A 4739-nucleotide genomic window follows, 5' to 3' on the forward strand; every position below is an offset into this window, starting at 1 on the left:
CAATGCCGACATCCGCCTCTGTCAGTGCGCGCTTGAATGACTTGATCCGTTCAGGAAACACACGCGGCGCCTTGAACCATTCGAGGAAATCCCCGCGCGGGGATAGCTCGATCCAGTCGTAGCCGAGTTCCCTCACCTTCCTGGGCAACTCTTCGAGGGAGAGATGCCGATGCATGAAGGGGTCGAGTGCGATCTTCATTTTGACCTCCAGATTCCGGACATGATTTTTCCTTCCCCGGCGGCGATGTTTTCTGGCGCTGCCGGATGTTGTGCGCTTGCGCTGTCTCGTTTGTGGTGCCGTCAGCGGTTACTGGGCCGGCGGCGGATGCCCCTCGTGGCTTGCCATGTAAGTGTCGATTTGGGCCTCGAGGTCGGCCATGGTTTCCCCGCCGGCCATCAGGTCGGTAATCTCCTCGCGGGTCTTGTCACCCTTGCGGAAATCAGCGGCGATTGCCCCACGGATGAGCACGGCGAAGTGATCACCCACCGCCATCGCATGCATGACCTGGTGGGTGATGAAGATCACCGCCAGACCTCGCCGCTTCGCCTCGTTGACGATCCGCAACACATGCGCCGCCTGTTTCACGCCGAGAGCTGCGGTGGGTTCGTCGAGAATGAGCACACGCGCCCCGAAATGCACGGCCCGGGCGATCGCAAGCGACTGACGTTCGCCGCCTGAAAGCCCGCCGACGAGACGATCGCCGTCGTCGATGCGGGTGATCCCGAAGTCCTGCACGGCCTTAACGGCGATCTCGTTGGCCTTCCTGCGGTCATAGATTTTGAACGGACCCCAGCCCTTGGTCGGTTCTACGCCGACGAAAAAGGAGCGGCCGATCGACATCAGCGGAAATGTGCCGCCGAATTGATGCACCGTCGAGATGCCCTTTTCCTGCGCATCGCGCGGTCCGCTGAATTCGACCGGCTTTGCGTCCATCAGGATGGTGCCGCGCGTCGGTTTGTGAACGCCCGCAAGCGTCTTGATGAGTGTCGATTTGCCGGCGCCGTTGTCGCCGAGCAGGCAGAGCACCTCGCCGGCACGGACCTTGAGCGAGATGTCGTGCAGGACGTCGATCGGACCGAAGCTCTTGTCGACATTTTGAAGTTCAAGGATCGGAGTATTGTCGGACATTGTTGGATACTCACTTGTTTTTCTTCGGCGCGAAGCTCAACGCCATCTGCCGGAACGTGTCGTTCATCAAAACGGCAGCCATCAACATCACGCCGATGATCAAGTTGGACCAGTTACGGTCGATATCGGTGAAGTAGATGCCCTGGTTGACGACGGCGAAGGTCAGCGCGCCGAGAAAGATCCCGGCGACCGAACCGAAGCCGCCTGTGAGCAGCACGCCGCCCACCACGATCGAGACGACCGTATTGAAGATGTAGTTCATGCCGCCCGAAACCTGCGCGGAATTGAACAGGATGGCGCCGCACATTCCGACGAAAGAGGCGACCGTGCTCGATAGAACGAAGAGAACGATCCTGACCCGGTCGGTCGGGATGCCGGCATTGCGCGCACTGACCTCGTCTCCTCCCATCGCAAAAATCCAATTGCCGTAGCGCGTCGCGTGAAGCACGAAAGCAAAGACCACCGTCAGCGCGAGCCACCACAGGATGATCACCTGGAATTTGTCCTGGATGAGGTCACCGAATGCCGTCTTGGCCCAGGCCGGCGCATTGAGCGGAACCGAAGCGGCCCCGGTCAGAATGACCGATCCTGCAAGCACGAGCCCCTGCACTGCAACCAACGTGCCCAATGTGATGATCAGCGAGGGAACGCTCGTGCGGACCGCCAGGAAACCGTTGACCAGCCCCACGAGAACGCCGATTGCAAGCGCCCCAAACATGCCGATCACGATCGGTAACTCGTAATAGCCCGAGAGGATGGCGATCGACATCGAGCCCGCCGGGATCATCGCACCGATTGAGATATCGAGTTCGCCGGCGATCATCAGAAGGCCGACAGGCAAGGCGACGATGCCGAGATTGGCCGCGAAGTTGACCCAGCTTGCCGCGCCGAAGAGCGTGCCGAGACTCACTCCGCCGAAGGCGACATAGAAAGCAATCACCGCGACGAAGCTCAACACGGCGCCGAATTCCGGGCGGCGTATAAATAGTCCAATGGAAAAACCGCTCATCTTTCCGCCCTCACTTCTTCTTTTTCGCCGCGTAGCACGTCGCCATCAGCCGGAACTTGTCATTCATCATCACGGCGAGCAGCAGGAGCGCCCCGATGATGACGCTGCCGAGGTTCGGGTCGATTCCGGTGAAATAGATGCCCTGGTTCACGATCGCGAAGGTGAGTGTACCGATGACAATACCCACCACCGATCCGGTGCCTCCGGTCAGAAGCACACCGCCAATGACCACGCACATGATCGAATTGAAGATGAACGACTGCCCACCGAGCACCTGCGCACTTTGGTAGACAAGCACCTGGCTGACACCGACGAAAGCCGCAGAAAAGCCCGATAGCATGTAAAGCGCGATGGTCAGCCTTTCCGTCGGAATGCCGGCGTTGCGGGCCGAGACCTTGTCGCCACCCAGAGCGAAGATCCAGTTGCCCACCGGCGAAATGTGCAGCAGCCAGAAGAACGCCGCCACGAACAGGATCCACCAGAAGATCGTCACTTGGAACATGCCGCCGATGAAATCGCCGAGGATCGCTTTGACGGCCGGGCTCGGCACGAGTGACACGCCGGTGCTGCCGGCGATGAGCACGGTGAACCCCAGCGTCAATCCCATGACGCCGAACATCGAACCGATGGTGACAATCAAAGAAGGGACGCGTGTGCGGTTGACCAGGTAACCGTTGAAAAGCCCGACGATGACACCGACGCCGAGGCCGGCGGAAATGCCCACAATCTCGGGGAGGCCGTAATGGCCGGAGATGATCGCCATCGTCAGAGATGCTGCCGGAATCACCGCCCCGATCGAGAGGTCCATTTCGCCTGCGATCATCAACAGCCCGATTGGGAGCGCGACGATGCCGATTTCGGCGGCGACGTTCAGCCAGCTGGCATAACCCGCAGAGGACAGGAAGACATTGCCGCCCGCCAGGCCGAAGAAGACGAATACTGCTATCAAGCCCAACAGCGCTCCCGCTTCAGGACGGCGGGAAAGCTGACCGATGGTCGCTTTGATATTTTGGCCGCCTGAAGGAGCGGAGGAGGCAAGGACACTGTTTCTCGTGTTCATTTGATACCACCAATGAAGCCGATGACCGGTAAAGGTCGACGCTTTTGGAAGACGCGAAGCCGCCTGCGTGAGGAGCAGGCAGCTTCACGACGCTCAGCGAAGCTCAGCGGGCGCCAGCCTTCACACCCGCCAAGGTGGCGTCTACGTTCGAGGCGTCGATGACGCCGGGGCCGGTCAGGATTTCCCGGGTCGGCACGGTAAGCCCATAGTTGACTTTACCGTTGAGGATCGAGACTGCGAGATAGCCCTGCAGGTAACCCTGCTGGTCGACTGCGCAAAGCTGGGTGCCGCTCTTGATGTTGTTCAGGATGGTCTCATCCATGTTCATGCCGCAGACCTTCACCTGACCCTGCTTGCCAGCTTGCGTCACACCGTTGACCGCCGAATTCGTGTCGACGTTGCCGATCGCGAACACAGCATTGATCTCCGGATGCTGCAGAAGATGCGCCTTTAGCGCCTGCGCAACGGCGGTTGCCGAACCGAAGGAGGTTGCGGGAAGCGGCAGAGACGAGCCCGCACCGCCACCTTCCGTTACGCCCTCGATCATGCCTTTGCAGAAAGCTTCGATATTGGCCGCGCCAGGCAAGGTGTTGAGGCAGACGGCGTTCTTCAATTCATGCTTGGCGAAGTAGGTGCCCGCAGCCTTGCCAGACAGAAAGTCGTTGGAGCCGACATAGTTCATCGCACCGAGACGATCGGCAGCTTCGATGCCGCCAGCGTTATAGATGACCAACGGAATTTTTTTGTCGACGACCGCTTTGAAGGCCGGATCCATTGCTTCTGGCACCCAGTCCGGACCAACAATCGCATCGGCGCCCTGATCGATAGCCTGACGGATCAGTTCAGCCGCATCGACACCGAGATTGTCATAGTTCTGAGGCCCGAGCCAGACGACCTTGCCGCCCTGCGCTTCCACGACCTTGCCGGCGTCCTCGGCGCCACGCTTGACGATCGACCAGAAGGGATCGTCCGGCTTGCCGCCCACGACGAAAATGTTGGCGGCCAGAACAGCCGTTGCAGCGCAGGTCATAATGGCGGCAGCCGATACGGTTGCCGCGAGGCGGGGAAATTTAGTCATCTCAATGTCCTCCCTTGGTCCGCCTCCCTGGCAGGACCGTGAGGAGAAACATATCACCGCTTGAAATTCCCGAAATGCAAAATCATACTAAACATGTAAAAAGTATCATGGTATATCACTCATAATGATACGAACACGGTGACGAAGGAGGAAAAGTATGCGTCGGCCGACCATCTCCGATCTTGCCAAAGAGGCGGATGTCTCCGTTGCGACCGTCAACAGAATTCTTGGCGGAAGCGCCTCCGTCAAAGGCACGACAGTGCAGCGCGTCCAGGCCGCCGCAGAGCGGATCGGCTTTTACGGCGCCGGCGCAATCGAGGACCGGCTGCGCAAGTCGGTGCCGAAGTATCGGCTCGGCTTCCTGCTGCAGCAATCCAGCCGTGAACTCTATCAGCTCTTCGGCAAGAAAATCGTCGAGGCCTGCCGCGCGAGGCGTGATGAAGTCGTCGACCCTGTCATCGAC

Annotated in this window: 5 protein-coding genes and 1 pseudogene; 1 reads left to right on the top strand and 5 read right to left on the bottom strand. The window is 59.5% G+C overall.

Features of this window, described 5'->3' with window-relative positions:
* The 5 genes and pseudogenes from FY112_RS37325 to FY112_RS02085 form a co-directional block, all read right to left on the bottom strand.
* Positions 1-199 (bottom strand): annotated as a pseudogene (locus FY112_RS37325) (sugar phosphate isomerase/epimerase); the annotation flags it as partial.
* 108 nt (positions 200-307) lie between these two features.
* The gene (locus FY112_RS02070; RefSeq protein ID WP_017958231.1) at positions 308-1129 is read right to left on the bottom strand and encodes an ATP-binding cassette domain-containing protein; all 822 of its coding nucleotides are present in this window, start codon (positions 1127-1129) and stop codon (positions 308-310) included.
* A 10-nt stretch (positions 1130-1139) separates the two neighbouring features.
* Positions 1140-2138, bottom strand: coding sequence for an ABC transporter permease (locus FY112_RS02075; protein ID WP_151517532.1), 999 nt, complete (start codon positions 2136-2138; stop codon positions 1140-1142).
* A gap of 10 nt (positions 2139-2148) precedes the next feature.
* Positions 2149-3198, bottom strand: coding sequence for an ABC transporter permease (locus FY112_RS02080; protein WP_151517533.1), 1050 nt, complete (start codon positions 3196-3198; stop codon positions 2149-2151).
* 103 nt (positions 3199-3301) lie between these two features.
* Positions 3302-4276 (bottom strand): sugar ABC transporter substrate-binding protein, encoded by a 975-nt coding sequence (locus FY112_RS02085; RefSeq protein WP_181018126.1) that lies wholly within the window; start codon positions 4274-4276, stop codon positions 3302-3304.
* A 157-nt stretch (positions 4277-4433) separates the two neighbouring features.
* Here FY112_RS02085 and FY112_RS02090 point away from each other — a divergent pair.
* Positions 4434-4739 (top strand): LacI family DNA-binding transcriptional regulator (locus FY112_RS02090; RefSeq protein ID WP_151517534.1); only part of this gene is annotated, 306 nt, incomplete at its 3' end.

The sequence above is a fragment of the Rhizobium sp. PEPV16 genome, assembly GCF_008919455.1.
Classification (GTDB): Bacteria; Pseudomonadota; Alphaproteobacteria; order Rhizobiales; family Rhizobiaceae; genus Rhizobium; species Rhizobium leguminosarum_Q.